The sequence below is a fragment of the Desulfoluna sp. genome, from assembly GCF_030145185.1.
Lineage (GTDB): Bacteria > Desulfobacterota > Desulfobacteria > Desulfobacterales > Desulfolunaceae > Desulfoluna.
The window spans coordinates 19,182-36,294 of the sequence record NZ_JAQYWB010000032.1 but is presented as its reverse complement, the minus strand read 5'-3'; the positions used below and the strand labels follow the sequence as shown (position 1 = coordinate 36,294).

At 53.2% G+C, this 17,113-nt stretch carries 13 protein-coding genes; 3 read left to right on the top strand and 10 right to left on the bottom strand.

Annotated features, from left to right (window positions below; all coding sequences use genetic code 11):
- Positions 1-52: 52 nt before the first annotated feature.
- Positions 53-898 (bottom strand): 3-hydroxyacyl-CoA dehydrogenase family protein, encoded by an 846-nt coding sequence (locus Q1Q75_RS11915; protein ID WP_300670722.1) that lies wholly within the window; start codon positions 896-898, stop codon positions 53-55.
- A 492-nt stretch (positions 899-1,390) separates the two neighbouring features.
- On the opposite strand from Q1Q75_RS11915, the gene Q1Q75_RS11910 reads away from it, so the two are divergent.
- Positions 1,391-2,152 (top strand): hypothetical protein, encoded by a 762-nt coding sequence (locus Q1Q75_RS11910; protein WP_300670720.1) that lies wholly within the window; start codon positions 1,391-1,393, stop codon positions 2,150-2,152.
- A gap of 89 nt (positions 2,153-2,241) precedes the next feature.
- On the opposite strand, the gene Q1Q75_RS11905 is transcribed toward Q1Q75_RS11910, so the two are convergent.
- The 5 genes from Q1Q75_RS11905 to Q1Q75_RS11885 all read right to left on the bottom strand — a co-directional run bounded on the left by Q1Q75_RS11905 (position 2,242) and on the right by Q1Q75_RS11885 (position 9,920).
- The gene (locus Q1Q75_RS11905) at positions 2,242-2,664 is read right to left on the bottom strand and encodes a DUF126 domain-containing protein (RefSeq protein WP_300670718.1); all 423 of its coding nucleotides are present in this window, start codon (positions 2,662-2,664) and stop codon (positions 2,242-2,244) included.
- Positions 2,661-3,926 carry an aconitase X gene (locus Q1Q75_RS11900; RefSeq protein ID WP_300670715.1) on the bottom strand — a complete coding sequence of 422 codons (1,266 nt, stop codon included), beginning with the start codon at positions 3,924-3,926 and terminating at the stop codon, positions 2,661-2,663. Before Q1Q75_RS11900 ends, Q1Q75_RS11905 begins: the two co-directional genes overlap by 4 nt.
- A gap of 97 nt (positions 3,927-4,023) precedes the next feature.
- A complete protein-coding gene (locus tag Q1Q75_RS11895; protein WP_300670713.1) occupies positions 4,024-4,755 on the bottom strand; it encodes a transglutaminase family protein in 732 nt (243 codons plus the stop codon).
- Between the two features lie 226 nt (positions 4,756-4,981).
- The gene (locus Q1Q75_RS11890; RefSeq protein ID WP_300670710.1) at positions 4,982-6,919 is read right to left on the bottom strand and encodes a M28 family peptidase; all 1,938 of its coding nucleotides are present in this window, start codon (positions 6,917-6,919) and stop codon (positions 4,982-4,984) included.
- A gap of 445 nt (positions 6,920-7,364) precedes the next feature.
- A complete protein-coding gene (locus Q1Q75_RS11885) occupies positions 7,365-9,920 on the bottom strand; it encodes a PAS domain S-box protein (RefSeq protein ID WP_300670708.1) in 2,556 nt (851 codons plus the stop codon).
- Positions 9,921-10,534: 614 nt separating this feature from the next.
- Here Q1Q75_RS11885 and Q1Q75_RS11880 point away from each other — a divergent pair.
- Positions 10,535-11,638 carry an NADH:flavin oxidoreductase gene (locus tag Q1Q75_RS11880; protein ID WP_300670705.1) on the top strand — a complete coding sequence of 368 codons (1,104 nt, stop codon included), beginning with the start codon at positions 10,535-10,537 and terminating at the stop codon, positions 11,636-11,638.
- 363 nt (positions 11,639-12,001) lie between these two features.
- Positions 12,002-13,219: an amidohydrolase family protein gene (locus tag Q1Q75_RS11875; protein WP_300670703.1), complete on the top strand. Its 1,218-nt coding sequence runs from the start codon at positions 12,002-12,004 to the stop codon at positions 13,217-13,219.
- Positions 13,220-13,779: 560 nt separating this feature from the next.
- On the opposite strand, the gene Q1Q75_RS11870 is transcribed toward Q1Q75_RS11875, so the two are convergent.
- From Q1Q75_RS11870 to Q1Q75_RS11855, 4 genes are all read right to left on the bottom strand, one after another.
- Positions 13,780-14,379: a TIGR00730 family Rossman fold protein gene (locus Q1Q75_RS11870; RefSeq protein WP_300670700.1), complete on the bottom strand. Its 600-nt coding sequence runs from the start codon at positions 14,377-14,379 to the stop codon at positions 13,780-13,782.
- A 109-nt stretch (positions 14,380-14,488) separates the two neighbouring features.
- On the bottom strand, positions 14,489-15,496 hold the full coding sequence (locus Q1Q75_RS11865) for a diguanylate cyclase (protein ID WP_300670698.1): 1,008 nt from the start codon (positions 15,494-15,496) through the stop codon (positions 14,489-14,491).
- A gap of 130 nt (positions 15,497-15,626) precedes the next feature.
- Entirely contained in the window at positions 15,627-16,223 is a 597-nt protein-coding gene (locus Q1Q75_RS11860; RefSeq protein ID WP_300670695.1) for a chemotaxis protein CheB, read from the bottom strand.
- 40 nt (positions 16,224-16,263) lie between these two features.
- Entirely contained in the window at positions 16,264-17,112 is an 849-nt protein-coding gene (locus Q1Q75_RS11855; protein WP_300670692.1) for a protein-glutamate O-methyltransferase CheR, read from the bottom strand.
- Position 17,113 lies beyond the last annotated feature (1 nt).

Sequence of the window (17,113 nt, the reverse complement as noted above, 5' to 3'; positions counted from 1 at the left end):
TTTGCTTTTGCCTTTTCTCAGGCGCTCCTCGATGACTCTGTGATGAACCTGTTTAATAGTCGTACCATCCTCTGCCTGCCTTGCGCCCCATGCGACCGGCATCGAGATGTTCGCGGAAAATTCCCGGGGCCTTGAAGCGCTCCCCGTAGGCATCGGTTAAAATGGTATGGACTTTGCCGAGGAGATCAAGGCTGATGTTGTCGCTGAGCCGAAAAGGGCCCACGGGGTGACCGAGTCCCAGGCGACAAGCGGTGTCTATATCTTCTTTGGTGGCCACGCCTTCGTCCAGAAGCCGATACGCTTCGTTCATCAAGGCCAGGAGGATACGGTTCACCACAAAGCCCTCGACGTTTTTCACTTTCACGGGCTCTTTGCCGATGGTACGGCAAAACGCCATGGCAAATTCTATGGTAACCGGGGTGGTAAGCAACCCGGGGATCACCTCAACGAGTTTCATCATGGAGGCAGGAGAGAAGAAATGAAGCCCGACGAACCGCTCGGGTCGAGCCGCCGAGGCAAGTTTCGTGATGGAGATGGATGAGGTGTTGGAGGCAAAAATACACTCGGGTTTGCAGATGACGTCCAACTCTTGAAAAAGGGTCTGCTTCACTTCGGAAACCTCGAGAATGGCCTCAATGACAAGATCCACCTCGTCGAAACCCTCATACATATCCGTCGGCTGGATGCGGGCGAGAACATTCTCCTTTTCCTCCGTGTCGATCCTGCCCTTGTCCACCGCCTTGGTAAGAAGTCTGGCAACGGTCTGTTTCCCGTTGTCCGCGCGTTCCTGGGTCACCTCCTTCATGATGACGTCCATCCCGTTCCATGCACAGCAAAGGGCGATCTCTGCCCCCATCATTCCTGCTCCCACAATCCCGATTCGCATCACCTTACTCATGGTTGTCATCCTTTCGGAAATCTATATGTTCACATGGAAACTATCTGTTGGCCTCAAAATAAAACCTCACGTCAACGTAATGTTTAGAGGCGATCGCGTCAAGGGATTATGTATACCATAGTAAACGATGTTACTGGCCTTGATGCCACACGCGAAAGGAAGATCCCATTGATGGCATGTTCTATTGTGCCTTGATCAATGCCCCGAAGTAGCCTATGACGACACCAGGGCATGCACTTAGCCCGGATATTCCACGAGTCGGGTGAGAAAAGCGAACAGATAACCGTGAATTACATTTTGTATTTTTGAAATAACTGAATTTTTCGCAATAACCCAATGCAATAACAGTTTATTGCTTTGAATCGATCGTTTTCTCATGAAATATTCGGGTTCGACGCACCCCTGTGACTGGCCATGCGCTCAAAACATGGTCCCATTCAACTCTTTTTCCGGCCACCCTCAAGGCTGGCCTCCCATGGCAGGTGGATCCCCATGCATTCTTCTCTCGGCCTCAAACTCGCCCTCACCCCAGGCATTATCGCTGCCGTCACCTTCGCCGGACGCCGCTGGGGTGCCCTGGTCGCCGGATGGCTATCCGCCTTCCCGGTGATCTCCGGTCCCATCCTGTTTTTCCTTGCCATAGAGCACGGTCCCGCCTTTGCGGGCAACGCGGCCATGGGCACCCTTTCCGGCATCCTGGCCTTTATCGCCTTTTACCTGGCCTATGCCTGGAGCGCCACACGGTTCTCCTGGCCGGTCTCCCTGTCTCTGGCGCTGTTCGCCTATACCTTGTCGGCAGGCCTTCTTCTCGCCTGGTTTCCACCGCTATACATCGGCCTGCCCATGATCCTGGCGGTGCTGTGGATCTCTCCCCGGCTGTTCCCGGTCACCGCCCCCCAGGCATCGGCTGCCACCACGCACCCTGATGAACTCTTGTACCGAATGATCGCCGCCGTGACCCTGGTCCTGGCCGTAACCTGGGCCTCCTCTGCCATTGGCCCCCGAGCCAGCGGAATCGCTGCCACCTTTCCGGTCATGGGCTCTATCCTGGCCGTCTTCTCTCATCGCAAACAAGGCGCAGCCTATGTGGGGAGACTGCTTCGCGGCATGGTCTTCGGCCTTTACTCCTTTACCGCCTTCTGCCTCGCCCTGAATCTCACACTCCAGACCTTTTCCATGACAGAAGCCTTTCTCCTCTCCCTGGCCGTCGCCCTTCTGGCCCAGGGGATGGCCTGGCGTCTGTTGAAACCATAAAAAAGTGCCTCCGTGGAGTGAACCACGAAGGCACAGAAAAAAAGGGACTGAATTGTCACCGTTCGACCGACCGCCGTCGGCTCCCCCTGTTATACCGCCTTCCTCAACGCGATTTGTTTCTCTACTCTCACCACGCGACGGGTGGCATCCAGCCGGATCCAATCCCCGGTCTCAATGATCTCCATGGGATCTATTTCCAGGCGATCCATCGTGGGGATATCGTTCATCACGGCGTTGATGGCAATGACGGGCTCGGCTTCCTGACAGATCATCCCTTTGGGTCCCGTCTGGAAAAGACAGGCATAAAAACCGATCAAGGCACCGGTGGTGGAGCCTCTTCCCGAGGAAAAAACAAGAATTTTATCGGAAATGATGGCCCCGGCCTGGTCGTGCAGATCGTTCACCCGACCGGTGGTGAGATCAAAATCCCCCAGAAAGGAAAACGGCATGGTCAGCACCAGGGCCTCCCCTTCCACGCATCCCTCTTTAATGGTGTGGCCTGTAATATTCATGCGTCCTCCCATGTTCCGGTCACGGCCGCGTCAAGGCATTGCCGGGTACTGCCATAATACGTATCCATCACCTTCCCCCCGGCCACCTCTCCGGCCCCCCCGCGAAGCAAATAATGAGCGCAACGCGCAGAGTTGGTCGCCACTCGGGCAACCGGCTCCTTCATATGAGCAAAAGGAAAGACCGCGATACAGGAATCCGTAATGATAAGCCCCCCTGCTTTTTCGATGATATCGTTGTACCCCATCCGACGACAAAGGCTGGAGACCCCTTCGTTTGTGGCCAGAATAAGCCGCACCCCGTCGGCGACCCGGCGTCCCTCCAGCATATAGGCGATATCCCTGATTTCCCGCATGGTCAAATGCGGGCAGCCCATGGCCACAACCTCCACCTCCGACGAGGTGTAATGGCTAAGCTTCGAAACGGCATCCCGCATCTCAAAAGGTGAAAGGGTCAGCGTCATTTCGGGCCTCCGGTTGCCAAGAGCCGCCTCAAGGGTCGGAGCTTCCGGCGTGATCCCTGTCAGATGACAGAGGCTCACCGCCCCGGAAACGGGCATGGGTGAGAGCAGGTATTTCAATTTTTCAAAGGGCACGGTGGAAGGCAGGCCATCAATCACCACATTCTTTGTTTGAGCCATGGCACCGATGTGATAGCCGATGGCGCCCATATCCGCATCGGAGAGCTGTTCCACATCGACCTTCTGAAACCGGACCACCACATCGGCATAGCGTTCTTCGCTTCGAATGCGCCCGAGCTCTGGCGTCAGGCCGGTGATGGCCGAGCAGGTCATGGCAATGCCCGAGTCCCTGTTTCCCCGAGCACCGAACAGCGAGTTGTTAATAATAATCCCGGAAGAGCCCGCCCAGGAAAAAACGTGGCCCTTTTTAAGCGCATTGCCCATCACATACGGGGCGCAGCTCAGGGTCATAAAACACCCGAGCCCCTTATAAATCTTTACGGCCTTCATCGTATCTTCAATCACCGGGCTGGCGGTATCCTCCTTAAGGCCCAGGTCCCCCACCCACGGACTGGTCAAGGGAGACAACGAGTGGATCGTGGCAAGGGTCCGCACACTCTTCACCCCTTCGGTCAGCTCCGCCAGCATATGCACCGGATCGGGTAAAATATGAGCGCTGTCCACCCGAATCAGCCGCTGGGCATCAAAGGCTTCCCCATATTCAACGAGAAACGACAGGGCTTTCTGGACTCCCGGGCCGGACTCCCCCCCCAGCATTCTTTTTTCCTCTTCTGTTAACAGCATACGTCACCACTTTCACACGTCATGAAGGATTAAACACAGGCCCCAGGAAGGGGACAAGCCCGGATACCGAGCCTGCCCCCATCGTCCAAAAGGCCAATTATGCCGCCCTGGGAGGAATACAGAGAAGATGTCTCTCGGGAACCACGTCAGGAAGATTCAACCCGGCATCCCTGATCAGGCTATCCACCGTGACTTCCGCCCCCACAGCAAAAAAGTGAGGGTAATGTTTCTTCACCGAATCAAGGAGGTCATAAACGGGGAGATCCGGGAAGCTGCCGTAATAATGCACATACTCCATGTGTTTCTCCCCCTTGAGGTTAAACTCGGGATAAGTCGAGTCATGAATTCCGTCAAACTCCGGAGTAAAATACCCCAATTTTTCACACAGCCCCCGATCGAAGGAGGGGGTCGCTCTCACCCATTTGCCCTCGAGATAAAGCTCGGCAAACCCATGAAAGGCGAAAATATTCGTCTGAAGCAATTCGTCAATTTTCCCGGGATTCTGGTGATTGATCAGGTCGGCGAAACCCATACGGGCCGGGATCCCCACAGACCGGGCCGCCGCACACAAAACCAGCCCTTTGGATACGCAATATCCCGAGGCCTTCTTCAGGATATTACTGGCCTTCATGTAAAGGGGATTGATCTCATAGCCAAAGAGATCGTACTTGATATCATCTCTCACCGCATAAAAGAGGCTGATGGCTTTTTCCCGAGCCGTGTAAGCCCCCCGGCACGCCTCCTGTGCATACTCTGCGATTTCGATAGAATCAAAATCGATAAAAAAAGTAGATTTCAAATACATGGAAAATTCTTCGGTTTCAGTCATGGCTTCGGTCTCCTCTTTTTCCCTGATGGGATCAGAATAAGAACCTCCGGCGACGAAAAGCGCACCACCACTCTCGGCAGACACATCCTCACTTGCAGGGTGTGACGGTGCCGTACGCCTGCGTTCACAGGGGCACGACACCGTCACCTCGTACTTCGTTCCGGAAGGTAAGTGATCAACATTTCATGTGGCGTTACCGACACGTCCCGGCCGGTGCGTCTCTGCCTTATTCATTCAGCTTCATGTAGGTTCCGATCATGCTGGACACCCCTTTTGCGAGGGGATAAAGCTGCGACACATCCACCTTGTCCAGGGTATCGTCGGCGGTCAGCAGATAATAGGGCTGGCCGATCCAATGAATAAAATCAACCCCTGTATACATGTGATAATGACCGGCTTCCCCGGGAGGCACCGGCCCCAGAAGGGTGGAGGGAATCATCAGGGTCCGCTCGGGTTGGATTTCCTGCATCATGCGGGACGCCGTGGCGATGGCATTGTAATCCTCGTTAACAAAAACGATGGAGAGGGCCTGCTCGCCATCGAACTCTCCGTTGCCCTGGCCATCGTCCACATAATTTCGGGCGCCTAAGTGCTCTAAGTTGATGTCGAGAACGGCATGTTTCAACAGGTCTTCGGCATGCTTGTGCGCAAAGGCTCGAGACCCTTTCCCCCCGTAAAAATGGCCTGTTGTCGCAATAAACAGCAGGGTTTTTTCCCGTTGTTCCAACGGCACCTGAGCCCAGGTTTGGGCCATGGCCAGGACCATGCCCACGCCTGTGCCATCCTCGGTGGCCCCCTTAAAAGCCGAGTCGTGATGGGTACTGACAATGATGGTCTCTTCGGATTTGCCCGGCAGAATCCCGCAGATATTACGGCCCACCCCTTTCTCCAGGGAGCCCGTGATGGTGAGTGTCGCCTGGCCTCCGGCCTGAGCCAGGGCCTTAATTTCGTCATTTTTATAATGGGAGACGTACATGCAGGGCATGGATTTCATTTTCCCGGCATAAGGACCCCAGTGCGTGTTGATATCAAACGGATGATCCTTTAAAACAAGCACCAGCCCTGCCGCGCCGCCATCGCTGGCCAGCCAGTAGACCGAATTGGGATTGTTCTCTTCCGTGTACTCCGCCGGAAAATTGCTGCGCACAAAGGTCAGGTCCTGAGAGCTCAACAGGTTGAAGGACCCCGTGGGGTCCGAGGTATAATACCCATCGTCATAAAGCATCTGCACCAACCCCACCGGAAACTTAGGAAAGGTGCACTGAGCCACGACAACCTTCCCATGAATATTTCCCAGCTTATCAAACTCTTCCGGCGTCCCTTCCCCCGCCCAGACCATCTCGCCAGCCACAAATCCGCCGTTGGGTTTCTCTTCGTAGACAATACCGGTGTTCACCGTATAAAAGGCCGGAAAATCAGACACCACACCGTCTTTTTCCAGTTCCAGTTTCCAGGAGTCGGCCTTGTACACATCACAGTCAACCTCCTCGACGAGGACATTAGCCGTGCCTAAAATCTCCTCCATTTCACCGATGATGTACTCCTCGGCGATCTTGGCCTCAGGCGAGCCAATACGACGATGCGGCGTCTCACAAACCTTTTGGACATACGAAAAGATCTCCTCTCCGGAGGGGATGAATTCATCGGCGTTTACGGGAACAGGAAGGGTCAACTGGACGGCCGAGGCAAAGGCCCTGATCCGCTTGAAATGGGGAATATCCATGATCACGCGCATCAAAAGCTGCACGGAAGACTCATCGCCGCTCGGCATAAAAAGCGCCGCCCATCCATCGGCAGGTTCACTGGCTTTGCTGAAAAAAATGTATTTCCAGGCGACGATTTTGTACCAGTAGTATTTCCCAATATCTGCCGTGGCGTCATCATAGGTCGGCGTCTTCAGCACAGGGCTGATGGGGACATAGGGGCCGGCCATATTACGGGCCCGAAAGACACTGTAACCCGTGGCTTTATTGACGGGGTCCCACTGCAGGCGCACTTGATTTTCAAACCGCCCGTTGCTGGCCACCACGTTGGTCGGTGAATCCACCTGGCTGATCCACTGCAAGCCGTCAGATAGAGACACCTCATTCATTTCATCTGCGTAAGCCGATGAAATACAGAGAACAAACAAAGCCGTCGCCATGGTCCACATGATTTTATTCATGCACTCCTCCTTCCAGATTCGGGTTAATCATTCATAGGTATAAGATTCATAAAGTCGGTGAGGCAGGATAGGGGTAAAAGGTCATCCGTCGCGGACATATCGTCAATTCGCGACACCGGCCTGCCCACTTGCCACAGACCCTTTTTTTCTGTTTATCAGGGAGAATAAAGATAAGACGACTCAGATTCACTCAGGATATCCGGGATCGTCATACCTGACGAAGCCACGGATTTAATCTCTGACCTCCAAGAATTTGCATAAAGCGTGCCACCTTCTCCTTTTCTTGCCAAAAGACGACAGGACAAGGGGTGCGCATCCAACATCGCGTGGGTGCAAAACAAAAAAAGAGTGGGGAGAATATCCCCACTCTTTCCATGCGCTCACCCAATCGCTTGTTTTAATTATGTAATGATCAAATAGAGGAAATCTTCCTTACATTGGGGAATTATTCCTCACGGTCAGGGGCCAAATCAAATTTTTTAATCTTTGATGCCAGGGTTTTCCGGTCGATGTTCAACTTTTGAGCCACACGGCTCCGGTTCCATTGATGCCGCCCCAGTTGACTCAGGATAATCTCTTTCTCAAACCGCTCCACCTGAAGCGCCAGGGAACCGGAACTCCCGGAGTTGGAGGCATTGGAGCTGGCCCGTCTCGACTCACCTGAGACGTCGGGGAAGCCAGAAATTCCGCTAAAATCCAGTTTATTCAAGGCAAGGAACCGATTCAAAACATTTTGCAGCTCCCGCACGTTACCCGGCCAGCTGTACCCCATAAAAGCCCGTCGAATCTTCTCTGAAATCCGGGGGAGCGGCTTGTCGGTCCCTGCCTTCATCAAAAAATGGTCCAACAGCAAAGAAATATCCTCGGCCCGGTCCCTTAAGGGGGGCATCCGGATGGGAATCACGTGAATCCTGAAGAAAAAATCCTCGCGCATTTTTCGTTGTCCCACCAGCTCCGTCAGATCCCGGTTGGTCGCGGCGACAATGGAGAAATGCGCATGTTTCACCTGATTGCTGCCAATGGGGGTGTACCCCCCGCCTTCAAGCGCTCTCAGAAGCTTGACCTGCATATTGAGACCGATCTCCCCCACCTCATCCAGGAAAAGGGTGCCGCCGTCGGCCAAATCGAGGAAGCCCGCCTTATCGCAAACGGCCCCTGTAAAGGCGCCTTTTTTATATCCGAAAAATTCGCTTTCTATAATGGTATCCGGGATGGCCCCACAGTTCACCGGGACAAAGGGCTTGTCAGCCCGGGGGCTCATATCATGGATGGCCCGGGCCGCGAGCTCTTTCCCTGTTCCCGATTCTCCGGAAACCACCACATTGGCAGGAGACGATGCCGCCTGAATGATCCGTTCATAGACCCGCAGCATGGCGTCACTCTTGCCGATGATGTTACCGAATCTCTCGCTTTTCTGAATGGATTTCTTCAGATAGATATTTTCGACACTCAGCTGCTGCTCCCGCTCTTTCAGGGCATCTGCGGCTTTTTTCCGTTCCGTGATGTCCCGGGCCACACACTGCAAAAGAATAACCCGGCCCCCTTCAAAAATAGGGTTACAGGTCACCTCCACATAAAAATCAGGACGATCCTTGGCGTAAAACAGGAACTCAAAGGAGTTGGTTTCACTGTCTCCGGTAAAGGCCTGGGTCAAAAGGTCCAGGGCCGTCTCCAACTCCCCGGGATCATGCAGATAGGCAGAGACGTGGGTGCCGGTCATCTCCCCGGGGCTGTACCCGCTGAATTCTGAAACCACCGGGCTGATGTAGTCAATGAGCAGGTCAGGGGTCAAGCCAAGGACCACATCTTTGATCTCTTCCGTCAGCATCCGGTACTTGGTCTCACTTCGACGCAGGGCCTCCTCGACGGTCCTTCTCTCGGTGATGTTCCGGGAAGCGCCTGTAATTCCGATAGGATGGCCATACTCACTGAGAATCAACCGGGTGATGGTTTCAATCCAACGGTTGGTGCCATCCTTATGAAGGCACTGGTACTCTGTGGTGAAGGGTACCCGCGCGTCATACGTTCCGAGGATCCCCTCCTTCAACATTGTCTTGGCCCGGCCATAGGATTCCTCAGAAAAAAACTCATGCAGCTTCAGAAGCTTAAATTCTTCCTGGGTATAGCCCGTCACCCATTCCACCGAGGGACTGACGTAGGTCACCGCAAGGTCAAGATCGGTCATAAAGACGACGTCCGTGGAGTTTTCCGCAATAAGCCGAAAGGGATCGTCCTTTTTTCTGTCTGAAAAAGAGGGAACGGGTTCCGCCGCCATGCAGTTTTTAATGACGACCAGACTTCTGCTGGTGCCGGGAATCATGGCCACCTTAATCGTCTGTTCCCGCACCCCCCCCTTATGATCAATCAGGCGACAGACATAAGATTCGGGGACATCGGCGGATGGCTGCCGGCGCTCGCGATGATATTTAAAAAGTCTCTCGGCGTCCTGCTCATGGACAAACTCCAATATGTTGAGGGGTCTCTTCAGCTCGGCCTTGGAAAATCCGGAGATCTCCTCAAAAATTCGATTAACCCGTATGATCTTCATCCCCTCGTCCAACACGACCACCGCATCGCCCTTTTTCTCAAAGAGCGTCTGAAGCCTTTCGTCGCGATCCCTTAAGGCCACATCCATATTTTTACGTCGCGTCATGTCAAAGGCAGTGCAACTGACGGCTTTGACTTGATTGTCCTCACCACAGATCGGGGATGAGGAGACATCCGCCCAGAAGACATCCCCATATTTGCAGACAAATCGACGGGTCGCACGAAATGATTCAAACTCCCCGCGAGTCAAAGAGGCGTAATTATTGTGAACCATCTCATAGTCATCCGGATGAATAATCTCCCGGATGTGAATGTTGACAAGCTCATCATCGGAATACCCGGAAACACGCCTGAAAGATTCATTGTAATCCATGAGTTTGCCTTCTATGGACAAAATCACAAGAATGATAGGGGTTGCATTGAAAACAGATTTGAATAAAGTGGACTCCTTCATGGCTTCCTTTCACACGGGTCACTCAACGTTACATTCGGGATAATGATGACGATCGCGGATCCGTCGCAACTCAATGGACACACCAGGCTACGCCCCTGAAAAGGGTCAAACACACGGATGAATACTGGAAAAATATAATAAACCGCCATCGCGGACTCAGGAAGATTCAAAAAGTTTGATCGGTCACTCAGAATGCAGAAGCCTGACGTGAAATTTTTACGTCTGTACTATTTTTAGCGTATAGCGATGTGGATGGGTGATGCGGGGGGATGAATACAATCCTGCCCCCCTGAACGGTCGAATTTTTATTATACAACAGTAAAATTAAATTCTGCAAGGGCAGAATGAAATACCCCTAATTATAATAGCAACAAGACCTTACATCAGCCCTCTGAACGATCAACCAGGCATCATTTCATGTTTTAATTTACAACGACAAGACGCTTGTTATCCCATCAAGGGCATGGCAACGATCTATTCGACCCCATGGAAAGTTCAGGAAACCTTGAAATTCTCACCGCAAGAGGCTATAGCCCCTATGTCTCCATTGTGTTGGCATAAAGCAAAAAAATGACCGAAACTGATGAGATCGTGTATCACTATCCGGAGGAACAATGAAGGAACTTTTCGACGTCACACGTCTTGGCAATCTTGAGCTCAAAAATCGATGTCTGAGGGCCGCCACCTGGGAAGGAATCGCTGAAGAGAAGGGCCAGATCAATGATCAAACCCTGGCTCTTTATGCAGACCTGGCCAGGGGCGGAGCTGCCGCGCTCATCACCGGCTATGCCTTTGTTCTGGAAGAAGAGCAGCCCAGCCCGAAAATGTTTGGAGCCTACAACGACACCTTTATCGACGCTTACAAATCCCTGACTGACATCGTTCATGAGAACGACAGCAAGATTGTTCTTCAGTTGGTCTACGGCGGCTCCTTTACCTGGTTCAACACCGAAAGCCGCGTCATATGGGGTCCTTCAGCCGTCACCAACAAAATCTCCGGGGTGACCCCCCATGAGATGACCCCCTTAGATATCCAGACCCTCATTAACGCCTTTGGAGATGCGGCCAGACGCGCCATGGAGAGCGGCTTTGACGGGGTGGAGATGCACGCAGGGCACGGCTACCTGCTGAACCAATTTCTCTCCCCCTTCTTCAACCGGAGGGAAGATGTCTTCGGTGGTTCAAGCGAAAAGCGAGCGCGCATTATTTTTGATATTTTCGAAAATATCCGCAAAAAAACCGCTCCGGATTTTCCCATCCTCATCAAGCTCAACTGCTCCGATTTCATGGGGACCAAAGGCTTTACCTTCGAAGAGTGCCTGGCCCTCTGCAAAAAGCTGGACACCCTGGGCATTGCAGGCATCGAGATCAGTGGCGGGCCGGTCTTCCGAGCACCCAAAACAGAAAAAGAGCCCACCCTTGAGGTAACACTCCCCGCCCAGGACTCCTACTTCAGCGAATACGCCCGGGTGATTGCCGAAGCCGTCAGCGCCCCGGTAATCCTCGTGGGCGGCAATCGCTCTGTCGAGACCATGGAAAACCTCCTCAACGAAACGGAGATCTCCTGCTTCTCCTTCTCCCGGCCTCTCCTCTGCGAACCCGACCTCATCAACAAATGGAAGGCCGATAAAAGCGTGAAACCCCGCTGCACCTCCTGCGGGCAGTGCTTCACCCTGGATGGCAATAATTGTATCCAAAACCGAGAAAAAGCAGCTTAGCCCAGATATATCCGCGTTAGCTTTTAAGAAAGAGCCTCCGGCATCCCTGCCGGAGGCATCCGCTCATTTGTGCTTCGTTCGTGGTCCATCGTGCTGGGTTATCACACCTCTTTGCTCTGCCGTTATAAAAGGACAGGGGTATGGCACATCCATGGACCCAAGGCTCTCTTTATCCAGAGAAAGCATCCCTGGGTTCATTATCTCCTCTGTGAATTCCGCCCCCCGCCATTTCATTCCATTCTCAACAGATGTATAATGCCCCAGACCTGTGGCCAAAAGCCGCAAGGTAAGAAGCGCTTCTGTTACGGCCTTTGGCCGGGCCGATGCCCACATAAACGGATAAAATCAGGAACCCGTGAAACCATGACACAAATCATCAAAGCGACCCTCCTCTTCGACGGAAATGGAGGGGCTTTTAAAGACCGGTATATCACCCTCAAAGACAACCGCATCGAAAGCATTTCCGACACGGCCATCCCCTTCGACATGGAAGGGGTGGTAACCCCTGCCTTCATCGACCCTCACTCCCACATCGGCCTGGAGCGCGAAGGGGAGCCCCATCAGGAGGGAGAAGCCAACGACGAGATGGGCCAGATCCTGCCCCTGGCAGACCCGCTGGACAGCCTCTACTTCGACGACCGCGCGTTTTCCGATGCCGTGGATTTCGGCATCCTCTACAGCTGCGTGGTCCCGGGAAGCGGCAACCTCATCGGGGGGAAAGCCAAGGTCATCCGAAACTTCGCGAAATACAGAGACGAGGCGGTGATCAAAGACTACGGCTACAAAATGGCCCTGGGCCACAACCCACGCTCCACCACCGACTGGAAAGGCGTCCGCCCCACCACCCGCATGGGACTCTACGCCATGCTCGAAAAACGGTTCGATGAGCTGCTCCTCAAAAAAGAGAAGGCCTCCCTTCAACGGGAGAAAAAATTCAACGACCTCTCCGATAAGCAGGCGAAGGGCGAAATCAACGAAACCGATCACGCCTTTGAATCGGACTTCATCGACCGCGAGTACCAGCTCTCCTTCAATACGGAAGAGAAAGCCCTTCTGGAGCTTTTAAGTGGGGAAAAAATCGCCAAGGTCCATGTCCACAAAGAAGACGACATCCTCTACCTGCTGAAACTCGTGGACAAGTACGGTCTCTCGGTCACCTGCGACCACGCCTGCGATGTCTTTCATACCGAGATCTTTAACAAACTCGCCGAAAAAGAGATCCCCGTGGTCTATGGCCCCATCGGCTCCATTGGCTACAAGGTAGAACTCAAGCACGCCGAATACAAAAACGCCGCCAAACTCATGGCCTCCGACGCCGTCTACACCATCATGAGCGATCACCCGGTCACCCTGGCCTCTACCTTGCGCGAAGGGCTGAAATACTTTCTTATCCAGGGCATGAGCGAAGCCGAGGCCATCGGCATCATCACGGGCAAAAGCGCCACGATTCTGGGCATCGACGACCAACTCGGCTCCATTGAGCCGGGCAAACTCGCCAGCCTCGTGGTCTGGGACCAGACCCCCTTTCACCTCGGGGCCTTTCCCAAGGCGGTTTTCGCCGAAGGGGAGCGGGTCCGATAGGAGAAGACCACGGCCCGATGCCATCGGTGTGACAGTTTAAATGAACACAGAGATGCCATAAAAAAAGCCGCTGTGATTGACCCATAGCCCGGGTTAGACGGGGTCAATCGCAGCGGCAAGAGATGTCAAACGTTTGCCCCGGCTGATTCACCAGAGCCAAAGTTACCTCCGGCGGCCCTGCGCTATCGGTAACCTCAACATATCATTTATTATTCTGGTTACCAACTTTCCTTCCCCAGCCATGTTTGAGTGATCAATGGACAGGTTTTGGTGCAACATAACCTGCAGTACGCTGGTTATCGTTGGAAACCTGTAGGATGGGCAAAGGGTGTGCCGTGCCCATCTGGCGCGGGTGCAACCGATCACGCCGGGAAAAGAGGCTGCGTCGTCGAAATTTATGTAATTTTCATCGTTGTGGGTTTCCCGACAGCCAGATGGGCTCGCTTCGCCCTTTGATATTAAATGGGTTCCCATCCTACGACGCCGCCGTAATCTCACCTGTGTGGGTGACATTGGAGCCTGGAATGAACAGGGAACCCATGGCTGTGAATAAGAGAAAATCAGGCGAGGCTGTTTGCGGTGAGTTCTTTCGCCCACGCGCCTTTGTCTGTTTTAACCGGTGTGTAGGCCCTTAGCCGTCGAATCAGATCCTCCGGTTTTTCATCCATCAAAACCATGGAGCTGAAATTCTCTTCGATAAACGACTGACCGGCCATGTGGTTAAAAAAATCGAGTAATTTATCGTAATAGGCGTCCACATTGAGAAAACCGCAGGGCTTTTCATGGATACGCAGCTGAGACCAGGTAATGATTTCAAAAATCTCCTCCATGGTCCCAAACCCTCCGGGGAGAGCGATGAACCCATCGGAGAGTTCCGCCATAAGCGCTTTTCTTTCGTGCATGGTGTCCACAATCCTCAAATCATCCAGATCGGTCAAGGCCACCTCCATGTCATACAGATGACGGGTAATCACCCCGGTGACGCTGCCTCCGTTTTTAATCACGGTCTCTGCGATGGCACCCATCATTCCCAGGCTTCCTCCCCCGTAGACAAGGCGGATGTCGTTTGCGGCCATCTTTTCACCAAGCGCCTTGGCTGCGTTTACATAAGCAGGATTGGAGCCGGGGCTTGCACCGCAAAACACACAAATATTTTTCATGAAACGTTCCTTCTCTCTTTTTCTCATCTTTCGTATTAACCCATCCCTTGATCTATGAACCCTCAAGGAATGGAAATATCTAATTTATAAGGTGTGTCACAACCACCTGTCATGCGACGATGGGAACAGAGGTCCGAACGCACCAGCTGTTTCTTCCCGTCTCTTTGGCCTGATACAACCCGGCATCCGCCGTTTCAAAAAGATCTCGCTGAACATGCTGCAGATCCGGAGTCATGGTTGCGATGCCGATACTGATAGTGACACACGCCGCCGTCGGAGACGCCCCATGCGGAACGTTAAGATCGGAGACAGCCCTTCGAAGACGCTCCGCAACATGCCGAGCCCCTTCGGGTTCTGTCTCTGGAAGAAGAACGGCAAATTCCTCACCGCCGACCCGTGCCACTTTATCCGTATGTCTTCTGGCCGCATCAGAGATGGCAAAGGCGACCATTTTCAAGCAATCATCGCCTGCCGCATGGCCGTGGGTGTCATTGTAGGCTTTAAAAAAATCGATATCCAGCAACAACAGGGAAATAGGTGCCCGGCCCCGGAGACCCCGCCGCCACTCCATGTCAAAAAAAGTATCAAACTCTCTTTTATTGTACAGCCCGGTCAACCCGTCTGTGGTGGACAGGAGGCGAAGCTGCTCGTTGGTTTCTTCCAGCTGCTGCTGCAGCTCTTCGAGTTCAACGAGCTTCTGGTCGAGCTCACGTGTCTTTTTCCGCAGGGCGTCCTTGTGGCGAAAGAGCTCAATGAACACCCCGACCTTGCTCTGAAAAACCTTTTCATCCAGAGGCTTAAACAAATAATCCACGGCACCGCTCTCATACCCCTTGAACACCTGCGCCTCCGCTCGAAACGCTGCCGTAATGAAAATAATGGGGATATGCTTTGTCTTTTTGTTGCCACGCATCAACTCGGCGACTTCATACCCATCCATACCGGGCATCTGAACATCAAGGAGTACCAGGGCGAAATCATGGTCCAGCGTCAGCCCCAGGGCCTCCACGCCGGAGGTGGCCCGCACCAACTCAATATCGGGTTCATCCAGCAGGCTCTCGAGTGTCAACAGGTTCTCCGGACGATCATCAACAATCAGTATCTTAGCAATTCCCATGACAACCTTTTATGGCTTAATTCGATAGAGCCGATCAGCTCTTTTTAAATCAACGGTACCCTTGGACACCGGAAGCGGTATACGAACCGTTACCATCAAGCGCCCTCACCGAGCCCGGAGAACCAGGGACTCATTCCCCTGGAGAGCTCTCATGAAGCCCCTGACGAGCCAAGGTTTGCAGAAAAGGGCCGATACAGTCAAGGGGTAACACATAATCCACCGCCGTGGACTTCAGGGCCGCTTTGGGCATGGCATCGACTTCAGCGGTGGCTGGGTCCTGCACGATCGTCAACCCGCCAAACTGCTTGATCTTAGCCAGTCCCGCAGCGCCGTCGGAATTGGCCCCGGTCAAAACCACCCCCACCAGTCGATCGCAAAAAACCTCCGCCGCCGTTTCAAACAAGACATCCACCGACGGACGGGAAAAATTCACCCGCGCTTGCGCTGACAGGGCCATGGTTTTGTCCTCCTCCACCATCAGGTGATAGTTGGGAGGCGCGACATAAATGGTCCCCGGCCTCAGGGATTCTTTATCTTCTGCTTCCTTGGCATGCAGTGCACACCGCATGTTCAGATGCAAAGGGAGATAACTCTCCATGTCGGGGCTGAGATGCTGAACCACAAGCACCGGCATCATAAACGAGGCGTCGAGAGTCGGCAGAATCGCGTCCAGCGCCGCAAGCCCTCCGGCAGAAACACCTATCACGACCGCTTCATATTTTTTCAAGCGCCCCCCTTCCACCTGATGCCCTGCAACAGCAAACCTCTTACAGGGTCGATGGGCTTCGCTTCTTTCGGTAAATCTTTTCACGTTCCGAGACCACGTCAAATTTGTCGGCAACACTTGAAAACCGCAGGCTCTCCTTGGACCCCAGACAGAGGAATCCTCCCGGGCACAGGCTGTCCCAAAAAAGCTGCAGCACCCGGTTCTGCAGCTCTTTGTTAAAATAAATCAAAACATTTCTGCAAAAGATCACATTCATCTCACCGAACACCCCGTCAGTCACCAGATTATGAGAGGAGAACAGGACATGGTCCTTTAACGAGCGCTTCATAATCACGTTGTCATAATCGGCCGAATAGTAATCCGAAAACGAGCGAAGGCCTCCAGCTTTCTGGTAATTTGCCGTGTAGTCGCGCACCAGATCCATGGGGTAGATGCCGTCTTTTGCCTTTTGGAGAATCAGCTCATTAAAATCGGTGGCGTACACCTGCACGCGATCGTCCATCCCCTCTTCTTCGAGAAGAATGCACATGGAGTAGACCTCCTGACCCGCCGAACACCCCGCATGCCAGACTTTAGCATACGGATAGGTCTTGAGGTGAGGCAGCACCACGTCACGGATCCGCTTGTAAAACCAGGGATCCCTGAACATTTCCGTCACATTAATCGAGAGATCAAGGAGCAGGCTGTTGAAAAAAGCCTCATCATAAATCACCCGATGCTGCATTTCTGAAAAATTTTTAAACCCTTCTATAGACCGACGATGCTCCAGCCTCCGCTTGGTATGAGTAAAGGCGTAGCTTCGAAAATCATGACCGTATTTCAGATAAATGGCTTCTAGAAGGAGCTGAATCTCAAGCCGCTCGTTTTCAATGATCAGGGTATCATTCATA